Genomic DNA, 16177 nt, shown 5'->3' with positions numbered 1-16177 from the left:
CTCCTCAGACTCGACCGAGGGCAAAGCCCTTGGCCACGTGGTTGCGCACAAACCAGATCACCAGCATGCCCGGCAGGATGGTCAACACCCCCGCCGCTGCCAGCACGCCCCAATCGATCCCCGATGCCGACACCGTGCGCGTCATCACTGCCGCAATCGGCTTGGCGTTGACCGAGGTCAGCGTGCGCGCCAGCAGCAGTTCGACCCAGGAAAACATGAAGCAGAAAAACGCCGTGACGCCGATACCGGAGCCGATCAACGGGATGAAAATCTTCACGAAGAACTTAGGGAAACTGTAGCCGTCGATGTAGGCCGTTTCGTCGATCTCCTTGGGCACGCCGGACATGAAACCTTCGAGAATCCACACCGCCAGCGGCACGTTGAACAGGCAGTGCGCCAAAGCCACGGCGATATGCGTGTCGAAAAGGCCGATCGACGAATACAACTGGAAGAACGGCAGCAAGAACACCGCCGGCGGCGCCATGCGATTGGTCAGCAGCCAGAAGAACAGATGCTTGTCGCCGAGGAAACGATAGCGTGAAAACGCGTAAGCCGCCGGTAACGCCACGCTCAGGGAAATCACCGTGTTGAGGCTGACGTAATACAGCGAGTTCAAGTAGCCGGTGTACCAGCTCGGATCAGTGAAGATCACCTTGTAGTTCGCCAGCGTGAAGTCCTGTGGGAAAAGCGTCAGGCCGCCGAGGATTTCGGTGTTGCTCTTGAACGACATGTTCAGCAGCCAGTAGATCGGCACCAGCAGAAACAGGATGTAGACCAGCAACGGAATAAGCTTTTTCTTGCTCATGGCCGGGCCTCAGCGGTTGGCGTCGGAGTGCGTCATGGCGGTATAGAACAGCCAGGACACCAACAGGATGATCAGGAAGTACACCAGCGAAAACGCCGCTGCCGGACCGAGGTCGAATTGCCCTACAGCCATCTGCGTCAACGTCTGACTCAAGAAGGTCGTGGCATTGCCCGGCCCGCCGCCGGTGAGCACGAAAGGCTCGGTGTAGATCATGAAACTGTCCATGAAACGCAGCATCACCGCGATCAGCAGTACGCTTTTCAGTTTGGGCAATTGAATGTGGCGGAACACTGCCCAGGCCGAGGCGCGATCGATCCGCGCGGCCTGGTAATAGACGTCGGGAATCGCCCGCAGGCCGGAGAAACACAACAGCGCGACCAGAGAAGTCCAATGCCAGACGTCCATCACCAGCACCGTCACCCAGGCGTCCATGGTGTTGGCCGCGTAGTTGTAGCTGATGCCCATCGCGTTGAGGCTGGAACCGAGCAGGCCGATGTCGGCGCGGCCGAAGATCTGCCAAATGGTGCCGACCACGTTCCACGGAATCAGCAGCGGTATCGCCAGAATGATCAGCACCACCGAAGACCAGCGGCCCTTGGTCGGCATGGTCAGCGCGACGGCGATGCCCAGCGGAATTTCAATCAGCAGCACGCACGCCGAATAGATGAACTGGCGCAGCAGCGAGTCGTGCAGACGCGGATCGAGCAACACTTGCTTGTACCAGTCGGCACCAACGAAGTAGCGGCTGGACTGGTCGAAGATGTCCTGCACCGAATAGTTGACCACGGTCATCATCGGGATCACCGCACTGAACGCCACCAGCAGGAACACCGGCAACACCAGCCACCAGGCCTTGTTGTTCTGCACTTTGTTCATGGCTGCGCCTCCTCGTCGCTGACTTCCAGGAGAAATTCGTCGGCATAGACCATCAGCCATTGCGCCGGGAAGCTGATGTAAGCCGTGCCCTGAGGCACCGGTTTGTCTTCAGCCAGACGCACCTTCAACGGTACGCCGTCGAGGTTGAGGGTCATGATCTTGTAGGTGCCGAGGTCTTCGACGTGTACGACTTCGGCCTGCATCGCGTCGTCAAACGGCTCGTCCCACACATGAATGAACTCGGGGCGGATGCCGACCTTGAGATTTTTCCACTGGCCGTGCTCGATATGGCGCTGCAAGGCGTCGGATAACGGCAGGTGCGTCGAGGCGAAACCGACGCCACCGGACTGCGGCTGCACCTCGATCAGATTCATCCCCGGGCTGCCGATGAAATAGCCGACAAAGGTGTGGCTCGGCCGCTCGAACAATTCCCGAGGTGTACCGAACTGGACGATCTGACCGCCGTACATCACCGCGATCTTGTCAGCGAAGGTCGAGGCTTCCAGTTGATCGTGGGTGACGTAGACCATGGTGATGTTGAACTGCTCGTGGATCTGCTTGAGCTTGCGCCGCAGTTTCCACTTCAAGTGCGGGTCGATCACCGTCAGCGGCTCATCGAAGAGGATTGCCGAGACGTCATCGCGCACCAGTCCACGACCCATGGAGACTTTCTGCTTTTCGTCGGCGGTGAGATTGCGCGCCTTCTTGCTCAGCAGATTCTGCAGGTCGAGCACTTCGGCAATTTCCTGCACCTTGCTGTGCACTTTCGCCTCGGCCATGCCCTGATTGCGCAGCGGGAAAGCGAGGTTGTCGAACACGGTCATGGTGTCGTAGACCACCGGAAACTGGAAAACCTGGGCGATGTTGCGCTTCTCCGGCGTGAGGTCGTTGACCGCTTTGCCGTCAAACAGCACATGGCCCTGGGACGGGCTGAGCAGGCCGGAAATGATGTTGAGCAAGGTCGACTTGCCGCAACCGGACGGGCCGAGCAAAGCATAGGCGCCACCCTGCTCCCAGACGTGATCCATCTCGCGGATCGCATAATCCTCCGCGCCGCTCGGGGTTTTGCTGTAGCTGTGGGCGAGGTGCTGCAAACGGATTTCGGCCATCAGGCAACCCTCGCGACACGCCGGCCCGGTGCTTGCACCAGACGGCCCTGCGCATCGAAAACGAACAGTTTGTGGGTCGGGATATAGATGCGGATCGGCGCATCGACGTCGTATTCATGAACACCCGGCAAGTGCAGCACCAGCAGAAAATGCTCGTTGCGCACATGCAGGAAGGTTTCCGAACCGCTGATTTCGGCGACCTCGACGGTCACGGCCAATTCGAGATCGTCATCGTTGCTCGGCACCAGCGAGATATGACTCGGGCGTACGCCGAAGCGGAACTCACCCTCGCCCACCGGGCGCAGATCGACGTTCAACGGAAAGTGGACGAAGTTGGCGAAGCTGACTTCGTTGCCGGCAATGCGTCCCGGCATGAGGTTGATCGGCGGTTCGGAGAACAATTCAGCGGCGAGCACCGACTGCGGCTGGTGATAGACCTCGGTCGACGGGCCGCTCTGAATCACCCGGCCTTCGTGCAGGATGGTCGTGGTGCCGCCGAGGGCCAGCGCTTCGTTAGGCTCGGTGGTGGCGTAAATGGCGATGGTGTGACGGGCCTTGAACAGCTCGCGCATTTCCTGACGCAGCTCTTCGCGCAGCTTGTAGTCGAGGTTGACCAAAGGCTCGTCGAAGAGGATCAGTTCAGCATCCTTGACCAGCGCGCGGGCCATGGCCGTGCGCTGCTGCTGTCCGCCGGACAGCTCCAGCGGATAGCGCTGCAAGAACTTCTCGATGCGCAGCATGCGTGCGGTTTCCTGCACCTTGCTGTGGATGATCTCTTTCGAGATGCCGGCCTGACGCAGTGGCGAGGCGATGTTCTCGAACACCGTCATGGTCGGGTAATTGATGAACTGCTGATAGACCATCGACACGTTGCGCAGCCGCACCGGGCGCTGGGTGACGTCGACGCCGTTCATCAGCACGCGGCCGCTGTCGGGCTTGTCGAGGCCGGCCATCAGGCGCATGAGGCTGGTCTTGCCGGACAGGGTGCGCCCGAGCAGAACGTTGAAGGATCCGGGTTCGAATTTCAGGCACGCATCGTCGATCCAGATCTGGCCCTCGACGGTACGGCTGACGTGCTCCAGGGTGAGTGACATGGCTCGGCCTTTTTATTTTTGGAGTCAAGCGACCGGAGCAACAGAGCGACATTCGTGCCAGAAATGGCAAGTGGTTGATTTGTCTTGAGAAGCAGTGTTTACGGGGGCAAGCGGCGTTCACAGCTGAACACTTTTGAACAGTCGGGGTGATTGACAATGAACAATAGTGAACAACACTCTATGCACGCTTTTGCCCAATCCTGAATGCAAAATGGATCCCCTGTGGGAGCGAGCCTGCTCGCGAAAGCGGTGTGTCATTCAATGAATCCATTGACTGAGCCGACGCTTTCGCGAGCAGGCTCGCTCCCACATGGGGATTTGTGTAGTTTTGAAGATCGGGCTCATAACAATAATAAAATCGCTGCACTCAGAGGCTCGCCCCCATGGCCGCACCTGCTTCGCCGCTGTCCCACGACGCGATCGTCCAGACCTCCTGGCAACGTTGCCGCGCGTTCGGCCTCGATCACCAGAGCGCCCCGGCCTTTGATCAATTGCCCGCCGCCGGCATTGCACGGTTGCTCGACAGCCATCATTCGCTGGTGCAGACCACGCATCAGGAAGTCCTGCCCTACTACGAAAACATTCTAAGCAATTCCAACTGCCTGATCATGCTCGCCGACAATCAGGGCCAGGTGCTGACCTCATGGGGCACACAGCGCTTTATCGAACCAAATCTGGCCCGGGGCTTTCAGGCTGGGGCGAGCTGGATGGAGCGCAGCAGCGGCACCAACGCGATCGGCACCGCACTGGCCTGTGAGCAGGCTGTGCACATCGAACACGATGAACACTTCCTCAAGGCCAACCGCTTCATGACCGGCTCCGCCGCGCCGATTTTCGACGCCGAGCGCAAGGTCATCGCCGTGCTCGATGTCTCCAGCGACAGCTATCTGCCACCCTCGCACACCCTCGGCATGGTCAAGATGATGAGCCAGACCGTGGAAAACCGGCTGATCCTCAACCTGTTCCATGGCCAGCATTTTCAACTGACCTTCAACACCGGGTTGAACAACCTCGACAGCCAGTGGGCCGGGTTGCTGATCTTCGATGAAAGCGGTCAAGTGCTGTCGGCCAATCGCCGTGCCGACAATTTGCTCGGTGTGCGTTTGTCGCGCGTCAGCGTTGAAAGCCTGTTCAAGGTGTCGCTGCTGGAGTTGATCAATCAGCCCGAGGGTTTGCCGTTTGCTTTGCAGACCTCCGGGCGCAACCGTTTCCAGTGTTTGCTGAAACGGCCGAAACAGGCGCCGGTGCAAGCGCGGGTGTTTGTCGCCGAGGACAAGCCTGCGCCAGCCAGCGTGATCAGCCTCAACACGCTGCATTTCGGCGACAGCCGTGTGGAAAAAGCCGTGCGCCAGGCCGAGCGTTTGCTGGAGAAAGACATTCCGCTACTGATTCACGGTGAAACCGGCGTCGGCAAGGAAGTGTTCGTCAAAGCCTTGCACCAAGCCAGCTCCCGGCAAAAACAGGCATTCATCGCGGTGAACTGTGCAGCGATCCCCGCTGAACTGGTCGAGTCCGAGTTGTTCGGTTACGAGAAAGGCGCGTTCACCGGGGCCAACCAGAAAGGCAGCATCGGCCTGATCCGCAAGGCCGACAAAGGCACGCTGTTTCTCGATGAGATCGGTGACATGCCGCTGCCGACCCAGGCGCGTTTGTTGCGCGTGTTGCAAGAGCGCTGCGTGCAGCCGGTGGGTAGCAGCGAGTTGTTCCCGGTTGATTTGCGGATCATTTCCGCGACCAACCGTTCGTTGCGCGAGCAGGTGCAACTGGGCCGCTTCCGCGAAGATTTGTATTACCGCATCGGCGGCCTGACCCTGGAGCTGCCGCCGTTACGTGAGCGCAGTGACAAGCAGGCGCTGTTCAAACGACTGTGGGAGCAGCATCGCGAGCCGACGCAATGGGCGGGGCTGAGCCCTGAAGTTCTGGAGTTGTTTGACAAGCATCCGTGGCCGGGGAATTTGCGTCAGGTCAGCAGCGTGATGCAGGTGGCGTTGGCCATGGCCGAGGAACAACCAGTGCGACCGGAGCATTTGCCGGATGATTTTTTTGTCGATCTGGAGATGGAGCCGGTGGAAACAGCGGCGCCGCTGGGGCTGGATTTGAATGATGTTGAGGCGTTGAATCGCGAGTTGAAGGCGGCCGGGGGAAATATTTCGCATCTGGCGCGGCGGTTGGGGGTTAGCCGGAATACGCTTTACAAGCGGTTGCGGCAGGCTGAATGACAAGTTGTCTGGACGGGCCTCTTCGCGAGCAGGCTCGCTCCCACAGGGGATCGATCGTTCCCACGCTCCGCGTGGGAACGCAGCCCGGGACGCTCCGCGTCCCTACAGAGCCGAACGCGGAGCGTCCGTTGAGGCATTCCCACGCAGAGCGTGGGAATGATCATGGTAGGGGCTTTGGGCCTCAGTCAGCCAGACGCCAGGTAGTGCCACCCTTGCCATCTTCCAGCACGACACCCATCGCCGTCAGCTGATCACGGATACGATCGGACTCAGCCCAATCCTTACTCGCCCGAGCCGCCAGACGCGCCGCAATCAGTGCATCGACTTCAGCCGCATCGACACGCCCTTCAGCGCCCGCCTGCAGGAAGTCATCGGCCTCAAGTTGCAACACCCCCAGCACACTCGCCAGTTCTTTCAGACGTGCCGCCAGCCCCGCCGCTGCATCAAGATCGCTCTCGCGCAGACGGTTGATCTCGCGCACCATCTCGAACAGCACAGCGCACGCTTCAGGGGTGCCGAAGTCGTCGTTCATCACCGTGGTGAAACGCTCGACGAACGCCTCGCCACCGGCCGGCGCCACGCTCGGCAGGCCTTTCAGCGCATGGTAGAAACGCTCCAGTGCGCCCTTGGCGTCCTTGAGGTTGTCTTCCGAATAGTTGATCGCGCTGCGGTAGTGGCTCGAGACCAACAGGTAACGCACCACTTCCGGGTGGTACTTGTCGAGCACGTCGCGGATGGTGAAGAAGTTGTTCAAGGACTTGGACATCTTCTCGCCATTGATGCGAATCATGCCGCAATGCATCCACGCGTTGGCGTAGGTCTTGCCGGTGGCCGCTTCGCTCTGGGCGATTTCGTTTTCGTGGTGCGGGAACTCCAGGTCGCTGCCGCCGCCATGAATATCGAAAGTCTCACCGAGGCAGCAGGTCGACATCACCGAGCACTCGATGTGCCAGCCCGGACGCCCGGCGCCCCATGGCGATTCCCAGCTCGGCTCGCCCGGCTTGGCGGCTTTCCACAGGACGAAGTCGAGCGGGTCTTGTTTCGACTCATCGACTTCGATGCGCGCGCCAATGCGCAAATCTTCGATCTTCTTGCGCGACAGCTTGCCGTAGCCCATGAACTTGGCGACGCGGTAGTACACGTCGCCATTGCCCGGTGCGTAGGCGTAGCCCTTGTCGATCAGGGTCTGGATCATCGCGTGCATGCCAGCGATGTGATCGGTGGCGCGCGGTTCCATGTCCGGCTTCTGGATGTTCAGGCGCGCTTCGTCTTCGTGCATCGCGGCGATCATGCGCTCGGTCAGCGCTTCGAACGATTCACCGTTCTCGCGCGCACGATTGATGATCTTGTCGTCGATGTCGGTGATGTTGCGCACGTAGGTCAGGTCATAACCGCTGAAGCGCAGCCAGCGCGTCACCAGGTCGAACGCGACCATGCTGCGGCCGTGGCCGAGGTGGCAGTAGTCGTACACGGTCATCCCGCAGACGTACATGCGCACCTTGTTGCCATCAAGCGGCTTGAAGACTTCTTTGCTCTTGGTGAGCGTGTTGTAGATCGTTAGCACGTTAGTTCCTTGACTCACTCACTGGCCCCACGAATCACGCAGGGTCACGGTACGGTTGAATACCGGCTGACCGGGTTTCGAGTCCTTCAGATCCGCGACGAAGTAGCCTTCGCGCTCGAACTGGAAACGGTCTTCCGGCTGTGCGTTGCCGAGCGATGGCTCGGCGCGACAACCGGTCAGCACTTGCAGCGAGTCAGGGTTGATGTTGTCGAGGAAGCTGGCGCTGTCTTCGGCCTTCTCCGGGTTCGGCGAACGGAACAGGCGATCGTACAGACGTACTTCGCACTCGACGCTGGCGGCGGCCGGCACCCAGTGGATCACGCCCTTGACCTTGCGCCCTTCCGGGTTCTTGCCCAGGGTATCCGGGTCGTACGAGCAACGCAGTTCGACGATGTTGCCGTCGGCGTCCTTGATCGCTTCGTCGGCGCGGATCACGTAGCTGCCGCGCAGACGCACTTCACCGGCCGGTTCCAGGCGCTTGTAGCCCTTCGGCGGCTCTTCCATGAAGTCTTCACGGTCGATGTAGATTTCCCGAGCGAATGGCAACGCGCGCACGCCCATGTCTTCTTTCGGGTGGCGTGGCAGTTCGAGGTTTTCGACCTGGCCTTCCGGGTAGTTGGTGATGACCACTTTCAGCGGACGCAGCACGCACATGGCGCGCGGGGCGCTGTGGTCGAGGTCGTCACGGATGCTGAATTCGAGCATGCCGAAATCAACCACACCGTCGGAACGGTTGGTGCCGATCATTTCGCAGAAGTTGCGGATCGATTTCGGCGTGTAGCCACGGCGGCGGAAGCCCGACAGCGTGGACATGCGCGGATCGTCCCAGCCGTTGACGTGCTTCTCGTCAACCAGTTGCTTGAGCTTGCGCTTGCTGGTGATCGTGTAGTTCAGGTTCAGGCGGCTGAACTCGTACTGGCGCGGGTTCGCCGGCACCGGCAGGTTCTCCAGGAACCATTCGTACAGCGGGCGATGGCTTTCGAACTCGAGGGTGCAGATCGAATGGGTGATGCCTTCGATGGCGTCCGACTGCCCATGGGTGAAGTCGTAGTTCGGATAGATGCACCACTTGTCGCCGGTCTGGTGGTGATGGGCGTGGCGGATGCGATACATGATCGGGTCGCGCAGGTTCATGTTCGGCGAGGCCATGTCGATCTTCGCCCGCAGCACGCGCGCGCCGTCGGGGAATTCACCGGCCTTCATGCGCAAGAACAGGTCGAGGTTTTCCTCAACCGAACGGTCACGGAACGGGCTGTTCTTGCCCGGCTCGGTCAGGCTGCCACGGTATTCCTTGGCCTGCTCCGGGGTCAGGTCGTCGACGTAGGCCTTGCCGGCCTTGATCAGCTCGACGGCCCAGTCGTGCAACTGGTCGAAATACTGCGAGGCGTAGCGCACTTCACCGGACCATTCGAAGCCCAGCCATTTGACGTCGCTTTCGATGGCGTCGATGTATTCCTGATCTTCCTTGGCCGGGTTGGTGTCGTCGAAACGCAGGTGCGTGACGCCGCCGAACTCCTGGGCCAGGCCGAAGTTGACGCAGATCGACTTGGCGTGGCCGATGTGCAGGTAGCCGTTGGGCTCCGGCGGGAAGCGAGTCACGATCTGGGTGTGCTTGCCCGAGTCCAGGTCTGCCTGGATGATCGGCCGCAGGAAGTTGACCGGCACGGCAGGGCCGGACTTGGCATTCGAGGTAGGGTCGACAGTGGGCTTGCTCATAGGATCCTTGACGTACAGGTGCGCGGCCGCAAAGAGGGGCCAGACAAAACAAAGCCGCTATCATAGCCGATGCTGTCAAGGGGCTGACAGAGCACGGCTTATAAAGGAGCGCATTTAATCGCCGGGAAATGAAAAACCGCCTCGAAATTCGCGCCTGTCACGCTAAACTGCGCACCTTGGCCGAAGCAGGCTGAACCGGTTGTGGGGCTAAAGGTCCCAGAACCACGAATTCCCTATGAAGAGTAATGACCATGACTCAAGTCAAACTGACCACCAACCATGGCGACATCGTCATCGAACTGAACGCTGAAAAGGCGCCGATCACCGTTGCCAACTTCATCGAGTACGTCAACGCCGGTCACTACACCAACACCGTATTCCACCGCGTCATCGGCAACTTCATGATCCAGGGCGGCGGTTTCGAGCCTGGCATGAAAGAAAAGAAAGACAAGCGTCCAAGCATCCAGAACGAAGCGGACAACGGTCTCTCCAACGACAAATACACCGTCGCCATGGCCCGCACCATGGAGCCGCATTCGGCTTCGGCGCAGTTCTTCATCAACGTCGCCGACAACACTTTCCTCAACCACAGCGGCAAGAACGTCCAGGGCTGGGGCTACGCGGTATTCGGTAAAGTGACCGCCGGCACCGACGTTGTCGACAAGATCAAAGGCGTGTCGACCACTTCCAAGTCCGGCCACCAGGACGTACCAGCAGACGACGTGATCATCGAGAAAGCCGAGATCATTGCAGCGTGATATTGCTGATTTCAGACTTGCATCTGGAAGAGGAGCGCCCGGACATTACCCGGGCGTTTCTGGATTTGCTCGCCGGACGCGCCCGCTCGGCGAGTGCGTTGTACATCCTCGGCGACTTCTTCGAGGCGTGGATTGGCGACGACGCCATGACGCCCTTTCAGCGTTCCATCTGCCAGGCCCTGCGCGATTTGAGCGACAGCGGCACGGCCATATTCCTGATGCACGGCAATCGCGACTTCATGCTCGGCAAGGCCTTCTGCAAACAGGCCGGCTGCACATTGCTGAAGGATCCGAGTGTCGTGCAGTTCTACGGCGAGCCGGTGCTGCTGATGCACGGCGACAGCCTCTGCACCCGCGACGTTGGCTATATGAAGCTGCGGCGTTATCTGCGTAACCCGATCACCCTGTTCATCCTCCGTCACCTGCCCCTGCGCAGCCGCCATAAACTGGCGCGCAAGCTACGCAGCGAAAGCCGCGCACAGACGCGGATGAAGGCCAATGACATCGTCGATGTCACCCCGGAAGAGATTCCGCGAGTGATGCAGGAATTCGGCGTGAAGACTCTGATCCACGGCCACACCCACCGCCCGGCGATTCACAAGTTGCAGCTTGGTGAACAAGCGGCGAAGCGGATTGTGCTGGGGGATTGGGATCGTCAGGGTTGGGCGTTGCAGGTGGATGAGAGCGGGTATGCCTTGGCGCCGTTCGATTTCGCCCCGCCGCTGGCATTGCCGCACGGCTGAAGAGCTTTACCCCCTCACCCCAGCCCTCTCCCCCAGGGGGGCGAGGGGGAAAGGGAGCTGATCGCATGCAGTTCAAAACCTGAGTTCGACTCGGTATCGCAAGTCGATGTACCTCGAACATGCACCGCGGTCAGTCCCCTCTCCCTCCGGGAGAGGGTTAGGGTGAGGGGCTCTTGATTCTAGTGCCCCGAAGCTGCCGGCCCGGCCTTGGCGGCAAACGGCGGCTTCGCCAGCCACACGATCAGAATCAACCCCATGAACCCCCAGCCCAGCAACGTGAAGTAATCCACGGTGGAGAGCATGTACGCTTGGCTCGTGAGGATCTGGTCCATCTGCGCATACGCCGACTGGCTCGCCCCACCCAACTGATTCAGGGTCTCGCGGGTGGCAGGCTCAAACGTGCTGATGCTTTCGCTCATATACGCATGATGCTGATCGGCCCGGCGAATCCAGATCCAGGTGGTCAACGACGCCGCGAAGCTGCCGCCCAGTGTCCGCAGGAACGTCGCCAGGCCTGCGCCATCAGCGATCTGGCTCGGCGGCAAGTCCGACATCAGAATACTCAGGGTCGGCATGAAGAACAGCGCCACGCCAATGCCCATGAACAACTGCACCAGCGCAATGTGCTGGAAGTCGACTTCGTTGGTGAACTCGGCACGCATGAAGCAGCTCAGACCGATCGCCAGAAACGCAATCCCGGCGAGTAGACGCAGGTCGAACTTGTGCGCGTATTTGCCGACAAACGGCGACAGCAGCACCGGCAGAATCCCGATCGGCGCCACCGCCAGTCCCGCCCAGGTCGCGGTGTAACCCATTTGCGTTTGCAGCCACTGCGGCAGGATCAGGTTGATGCCGAAGAACCCGGCGTAACCCAAGACCAGCACCAGCGTGCCGATGCGGAAGTTGCGATGGGCGAACAGCCGCAGGTTGACCACCGGATGGCGGTCGGTCATTTCCCAGATCACGAACACCGCCAGCGCGACCACGGAAATCGCCGCGCCGACGATGATGAAGTTCGATTCGAACCAGTCCAGGTCATTGCCCTTGTCGAGGATCACCTGCAACGCGCCGACGCCAATGATCAGCGTGATCAGGCCGACGTAATCCATCGGCTGGCGACTGGTCACCACCGGCCGTTTCGCCAGTTGCGAACGCACCACCATCACCGCAAAGATGCCGATCGGTACGTTGATGAAGAAGATCCACGGCCAGCTGTAACTGTCGGTGATCCAGCCGCCGAGAATCGGCCCGGCAATCGGCGCGACCACCGTGACCATCGCCAGCAATGCCAGGGCCATCCCGCGTTTGGCCGGCGGATACACCGCGATCAACAGCGTCTGCGTCATCGGATACAACGGCCCGGCCACCAGGCCTTGCAGCACACGAAAGCCGATCAGCTCGGGCATCGAAGTCGAGATACCGCAGAGAAACGACGCCAGCACAAACAGCATCGTCGCCCACAGAAACAGCTTCACCTCGCCGAAGCGGCGGCTGAGCCAACCGGTCAGCGGCAGCGCAATCGCGTTGCTCACGGCGAACGAAGTGATGACCCAGGTGCCCTGCTCCGAACTCACCCCGAGGTTGCCGGAAATCGTCGGCAGCGCCACGTTGGCGATGGTCGTGTCGAGCACTTGCATGAACGTCGCCAGCGACAGGCCGATGGTGCTGAGCAACAGGCTGGGCGGCGTGAAAGAAGCGTTATTGCTCATTGTGAATCCTATGAAACCTGATGGTCGCTGCGGTCTGATGAACACAGCAGGCCCTGTGGTAACAGGCCCTTGTGGCGAGGGGATTTATCCCCGCTGGGTCGCGAAGCGGCCCCTCTTTTGGCTCAGGAAAAACGGGCCTGCTGCGCAGTCCGGCGGGGATAAATCCCCTCGCCACAGATAAATCCCCTCACCACAGATAACCGCTCACCACAGAGCCTACTTCTGATCCGGTGTGCTCTCAGCGCTGCGCGGTCTTGCCTGCTGCTGCGCTGTTGTCGTGAATCAACTGGGCAATCATCGCGTCCGCTTCGGCCAGTTGGCGCTCGTAGACGTTGGTGCTGAACGAGGCCTTTTGCGGCGGTTGCTGGGCCAGCACCGGGCCGCTCTGGTCGTGCAGATTGACCTCGACATTGGTCGACAGACCGACACGCAGCGGGTGCTTGGCCAGCTCTTCGGCGTTGATGTGGATACGCACCGGCACACGCTGAACAATCTTGATCCAGTTACCGGTGGCGTTCTGTGCCGGCAGCAGAGCAAACGCGCTACCCGTACCGGCACCGAGGCTGTCGACGGTGCCGCTGTATTTCACGTCGCTGCCATAAATATCGGCCTCGATATCGACAGGCTGGCCGATGCGCATGTCGCGCAGTTGGGTTTCCTTGAAGTTGGCGTCGATCCACAGCTGATCCAGCGGAATCACCGCCATCAATGCGGTGCCCGGTTGTACGCGCTGGCCGAGCTGCACGGTGCGCTTGGCGACGTAACCGGTGACCGGCGCGATCAAGGTGCTGCGCGCATTGGTCAGGTAGGCCTGACGCAGATCGGCAGCCGCCGACATTACGTCCGGATGGGACGAGACCACGGTGTCGTCGACCAGTGCGCTGGTGGTTTTCAGTTGCTGTTTGGCGTTAGCCAAGGCGTTCTGCGCCGAGGTCAGGTCGTCGCGGGCGTGGGACAGCTCTTCCTGGGAAATCGCCCCGCCCTGGGCGAGATTTTTCCGCCGGTTGTAGTTGTCCTGGGCCTTCTGCACTTCGGCCTGCTGCGCGTTGACCTGGGCTTTCATGCCGTCGACGTTGCTATACAGGCCGCGCACCTGACGCACAGTGCGGGCCAGTTTCGCCTTGGCACTTTGCAGGCCGACTTCGGCATCGTTGGGGTCGAAGTTGACCAGCACCTGGCCTTCCTGGACCAGATCACCGTCGTCAGCGCCGATGCTGACCACGGTGCCGGTGACCAGCGGTGTGATCTCCACGACGTTGCCGTTGACGTAGGCATCGTCGGTGCTTTCGTTAAAGCGCCCGATGAATTCGTGATAGGCCCAGACGCCGGCAATGGCGAGCAGGACGACCACGGCGAGGGCCAGCAGCATCACCTTGCGTTTGCGCGGGTTGCCGGTGTCCGGGGTGTTGTCTTGAGCTTGGGTGTTTTCGGCAGTGGCCATGACAAATACCTTGAATTATGGGTGCGACGAGGCGGGGCTGGCGTTGGTTGCATTCAGGTTTTCACCCTGAAAGCCGCCGCCCAGCGCTTGCATCAGTTGAATCGACAGGTCGATCTGCTCGGCATTGAGGGTCGCCAGCTGACGCTGGGTCTGGAGCAATTGCTGCTCGATGCTGAGCACGTCCAGGTAGTTGCCGATGCCGGAACCGTAACGCTGGACGACGGTGTTGTAAGAATCCTGAGCGATGTCGGTGGCATGTTGCTGCGCGCCGATCTGCCGGCCGATATCGCGTAACTGATTGATCGTATCGCCGACATCGCCCAGGGCTTTGACCAGACTCTTGTTGTACTGCGCCACCGCCAGATCGTAATCGGCGTCGCGCGCATCGAGGTTGGCGCGCAGGCGTCCGCCATCGAAAATCGGCAGCGATACGGTCGGCGCGATGTTGAAGAAGCGGCTGGCCGAACCGAACATCGCATCACCCAGCAACGACTCGGCGCCGGCCGAGGCCGACAGATTGAGGTTGGGATAGAAACGGGTTTTCGCCGCATCGATGTCTTTGCTCGCCGCCTCGACACGCCAGCGCGCCGCGACCAGATCCGGGCGGCGGCCGAGCAGTTCCGCCGGCAACACCGACGGCACCGCCACGGCGCTGGCTTGCAGAACTTTCGGTCGAGCGATTTCGTTGCCACGATCCGGGCCTTTGCCGAGCAATACCGCCAAGGCGATTTTCGCGCTGTTCAGGCGTTTTTCCGCGTCGATCAGGCTGGCCTGAGAACTGGCTTCCAGACTCTGGGTTTGCTGGAACTGGTACTGGCTGTCGATCCCCGAACTCAAGCGGCGCTGACTGAGGTCGAGCATTTGCCGGGTGCGCTTGAGGTCTTCGCTGGCAAGGTCGTAAACGATGTGCGCCTGACCGAGATCGCTGTACGCACGGGCGACGTCAGCGGCAAGTGTCAGCTGCGCGGCCTGACGGTCGACTTCAGCAGCGCGAGCCTCGCCGAGGGCGGCTTCCCAGGCAGCGCGCTGGCCGCCCCACAAATCGAAGTTGTAATTGAAACCGGCGCTGACATTGCGCACCGTCGCATAGGCACCGCCCTGCCCCAGCGGATCCTGATCACGAGCCAGCCGCGAACGGCTGATGCCGGCGCTGGCGTCGAGGGTCGGATAACGCTCGGCATCGGCGGCATAGGCGGCGGCACTGGCCTGATGGGCGCGGGCTGCGGCGATCTGCATGTCCGGGCTGTCGTGCAGGGCTTCGCGGATCAGGCCGTCGAGCTGCGGATCGCCGAGGCTGCTCCACCAATCGCTTTTCGGCCACGCCGCCGGCGACAGGCTGACGCCTTCCAGAGACTGCGCTGTCTTCAGGCTCTTCGCGTCGAGGCGCTGGCCTTCGGTGTCGAGGCCGCTGTAATTGGCGCAACCGGCGAGGATCATCGCCGACAGCAACAGCGTCAGGCTGCTGCGCATGACTTTAGCGTTCATTGTGTTCACCCAAACGCTGGACGGTGATCGGGTCACCGGCGGCCAGGAGGATTTTCTTCAGGATGTATTCCAGGGTTTTCAACTCTTCGCGGGAGATCGCGCCGGCCAGCTCATTCATCGCATCGGCACCGATGTGCGGCAGACGATCAGCCAGTTGCTGGCCCTGCTCGGTCAGCTTCAACTGCACCTGACGCCGGTCGCCTTCGCTGCGCTGACGAAGCAGAAAAGCCTTCTGCTCGAGGCGATCGAGCATGCGCGTCATCGACCCGCTGTCCAGCGACAGATGGCGGCACAGCTCGGCCGGGGTGTCGACGCCGAACTGGGCCATGATGATCAACACCTTGAACTGCGCGGCGGTGATGCCGTGGGGTTCCATGTGGGTGTCGATGATCCGGTCCTTGAGCAACGCGGCACGACCGAGCAACAGGCCGAGGTGGCAATGTTTGAATTCTTCCGGAGTGAAATGCTTCATGGGTCGACCTGATAACTGCCTAGGCAGTGAATGTATGTCGAGATGTTACTGCTTAGGCAGCGAATGTCAACGCAATAGTTAGGGGGCTTTGTAATTAATCACTGACCGGCCACGCGGGATCGTTCCCACGCTCCGCGTGGGAATGCAGTCGGGGACGCTCTGCGTCCGTTTTTTTTGAGAGCCGGG

General features: G+C 60.6%; 13 protein-coding genes. 3 read left to right on the top strand and 10 right to left on the bottom strand.

Annotation, left to right across the window (positions count from 1 at the left end; translation table 11 throughout):
- Positions 1-4 precede the first annotated feature (4 nt).
- Genes ACV8MC_RS16955 through ACV8MC_RS16940 form a run of 4 tightly spaced genes read right to left on the bottom strand, consistent with a single transcriptional unit; the run spans position 5 to position 3884 of the window.
- The gene (locus tag ACV8MC_RS16955; protein ID WP_024013421.1) at positions 5-805 is read right to left on the bottom strand and encodes a carbohydrate ABC transporter permease; all 801 of its coding nucleotides are present in this window, start codon (positions 803-805) and stop codon (positions 5-7) included.
- A gap of 9 nt (positions 806-814) precedes the next feature.
- Entirely contained in the window at positions 815-1681 is an 867-nt protein-coding gene (locus ACV8MC_RS16950; RefSeq protein WP_007912484.1) for a carbohydrate ABC transporter permease, read from the bottom strand.
- The gene (locus tag ACV8MC_RS16945; RefSeq protein WP_252886431.1) at positions 1678-2790 is read right to left on the bottom strand and encodes an ABC transporter ATP-binding protein; all 1113 of its coding nucleotides are present in this window, start codon (positions 2788-2790) and stop codon (positions 1678-1680) included. Before ACV8MC_RS16945 ends, ACV8MC_RS16950 begins: the two co-directional genes overlap by 4 nt.
- Positions 2790-3884 carry an ABC transporter ATP-binding protein gene (locus ACV8MC_RS16940; RefSeq protein WP_016775291.1) on the bottom strand — a complete coding sequence of 365 codons (1095 nt, stop codon included), beginning with the start codon at positions 3882-3884 and terminating at the stop codon, positions 2790-2792. The genes ACV8MC_RS16945 and ACV8MC_RS16940 overlap by 1 nt, the downstream gene beginning before the upstream one ends.
- Positions 3885-4267: 383 nt before the next feature.
- Between ACV8MC_RS16940 and ACV8MC_RS16935 the strand changes: the two genes are divergently transcribed.
- Positions 4268-6103 (top strand): sigma-54-dependent Fis family transcriptional regulator, encoded by a 1836-nt coding sequence (locus ACV8MC_RS16935; RefSeq protein ID WP_375122383.1) that lies wholly within the window; start codon positions 4268-4270, stop codon positions 6101-6103.
- A 181-nt stretch (positions 6104-6284) separates the two neighbouring features.
- Here ACV8MC_RS16935 and cysS read toward each other — a convergent pair whose 3' ends face one another.
- The gene (cysS, locus tag ACV8MC_RS16930) at positions 6285-7667 is read right to left on the bottom strand and encodes a cysteine--tRNA ligase (RefSeq protein ID WP_095182076.1); all 1383 of its coding nucleotides are present in this window, start codon (positions 7665-7667) and stop codon (positions 6285-6287) included.
- Positions 7668-7685: 18 nt separating this feature from the next.
- A complete protein-coding gene (locus ACV8MC_RS16925; protein WP_457262711.1) occupies positions 7686-9383 on the bottom strand; it encodes a glutamine--tRNA ligase/YqeY domain fusion protein in 1698 nt (565 codons plus the stop codon).
- A 251-nt stretch (positions 9384-9634) separates the two neighbouring features.
- On the opposite strand from ACV8MC_RS16925, the gene ACV8MC_RS16920 reads away from it, so the two are divergent.
- Both ACV8MC_RS16920 and lpxH read left to right on the top strand, forming a co-directional pair.
- The gene (locus ACV8MC_RS16920) at positions 9635-10141 is read left to right on the top strand and encodes a peptidylprolyl isomerase (RefSeq protein WP_252876570.1); all 507 of its coding nucleotides are present in this window, start codon (positions 9635-9637) and stop codon (positions 10139-10141) included.
- Positions 10138-10884: a UDP-2,3-diacylglucosamine diphosphatase gene (gene lpxH / locus ACV8MC_RS16915; protein ID WP_056788853.1), complete on the top strand. Its 747-nt coding sequence runs from the start codon at positions 10138-10140 to the stop codon at positions 10882-10884. The genes ACV8MC_RS16920 and lpxH overlap by 4 nt, the downstream gene beginning before the upstream one ends.
- Before the next feature lie 179 nt (positions 10885-11063).
- Here lpxH and ACV8MC_RS16910 read toward each other — a convergent pair whose 3' ends face one another.
- From ACV8MC_RS16910 to ACV8MC_RS16895, 4 genes are all read right to left on the bottom strand, one after another.
- Positions 11064-12593: a DHA2 family efflux MFS transporter permease subunit gene (locus ACV8MC_RS16910; protein WP_024013426.1), complete on the bottom strand. Its 1530-nt coding sequence runs from the start codon at positions 12591-12593 to the stop codon at positions 11064-11066.
- A 238-nt stretch (positions 12594-12831) separates the two neighbouring features.
- Entirely contained in the window at positions 12832-14034 is a 1203-nt protein-coding gene (locus tag ACV8MC_RS16905) for an HlyD family secretion protein (RefSeq protein WP_016775298.1), read from the bottom strand.
- 15 nt (positions 14035-14049) lie between these two features.
- The gene (locus ACV8MC_RS16900; protein ID WP_457262708.1) at positions 14050-15519 is read right to left on the bottom strand and encodes an efflux transporter outer membrane subunit; all 1470 of its coding nucleotides are present in this window, start codon (positions 15517-15519) and stop codon (positions 14050-14052) included.
- Positions 15509-15991 (bottom strand): MarR family winged helix-turn-helix transcriptional regulator, encoded by a 483-nt coding sequence (locus ACV8MC_RS16895; protein ID WP_056788847.1) that lies wholly within the window; start codon positions 15989-15991, stop codon positions 15509-15511. The genes ACV8MC_RS16900 and ACV8MC_RS16895 overlap by 11 nt, the downstream gene beginning before the upstream one ends.
- Between the last annotated feature and the right edge of the window lie 186 nt (positions 15992-16177).

This window comes from Pseudomonas sp. PK-RTE-24, assembly GCF_054052265.1.
The sequence above is the reverse complement of the archived record's forward strand: the minus strand, read 5'-3'. Positions and strand labels throughout refer to the sequence as shown.